The sequence below is a fragment of the Xanthobacter aminoxidans genome (genome assembly GCF_023571765.1).
GTDB lineage: Bacteria > Pseudomonadota > Alphaproteobacteria > Rhizobiales > Xanthobacteraceae > Xanthobacter > Xanthobacter aminoxidans.
This window is the reverse complement of record NZ_JAMJXC010000066.1, coordinates 1-904: the sequence shown is the minus strand read 5'-3', so window position 1 is coordinate 904 and position 904 is coordinate 1. Positions and strand designations below refer to the sequence as shown.

Here is a 904-nt window from a genome sequence, read left to right as displayed (position 1 = left end):
CAGCCGGCATCGACCGGCAGGCCCGGCTACGCGCCGGGCACGATGCTCAAGCTTTATGTCTATGGATACCTGCATCAGCTGACCTCGAGCCGGAAGCTGGAGCGCGAGGCGCGCCGCAACATCGAACTGATGTGGCTGACCGGCAAGCTGGCACCCGACTTCAAGACCATCGCCGACTTCCGTCACGACAATGCCAGCGCGATCCAGATCGCGTGCCAGCGCTTCGTCGCCATCTGTCGTGCCCTTGGCCTGGTCGGTGGTGGCTTGGTCGCGATCGACGGATCACGCCTGCGAGCAGTGAACACGCACGAGAAGAACTACACCAAGGGCAAGCTGGCGCGCCGGAAGGCCCATGTCGAAGAAAGCATCGCGCGCTATCTCGCCGAGCTTGAGGAGACCGACATGGCGGAGACCGGCCCGGCGATGCCGCGCATCGCGCACCTGACCGAGCGACTGGCGTCGTTGCGCGGGCGCCTTGGCGAACTCGAGGCGATCGGCCGGCAGTTGGAAGCCTCCCCCAATGAGCAGATATCCCTGACCGATCGGGATGCCCGCGCCATGGCAACCGGCAGCGATCATCGCGGCGTGGTCGGTTACAACGTCCAGGCGGCCGTCGATACCCGGCACCACATCGTCGTCGCCAATGCGGTGACCAACCGCGGTCATGACCGCTCGCATCTGCTGGAGATGGCCTCAGCCGCCCAGGCCGAGACCGGCGCTGCCGAAATGATCGCCCTGGCAGATCGTGGATACTATGAGGGCGAGCAGATCCGCGCCTGCACCGAAGCTGGCATCATCCCGATGGTGCCCAAGCCCAACACATCGCCGGCTCAGGCGCGCGGCTTCTGGGGCAAGGCTATGTTCGTGCATGAGCCGCAGACCGACACCTATCGCTGCCCCGCCG

1 protein-coding gene is annotated in these 904 nt (G+C 65.7%); it reads left to right on the top strand.

The genetic code is table 11. From position 1 onward, the window contains the following. Positions 1–904 (top strand): transposase (locus EJ105_RS27645; RefSeq protein ID WP_250168889.1); only part of this gene is annotated, 904 nt, incomplete at both ends.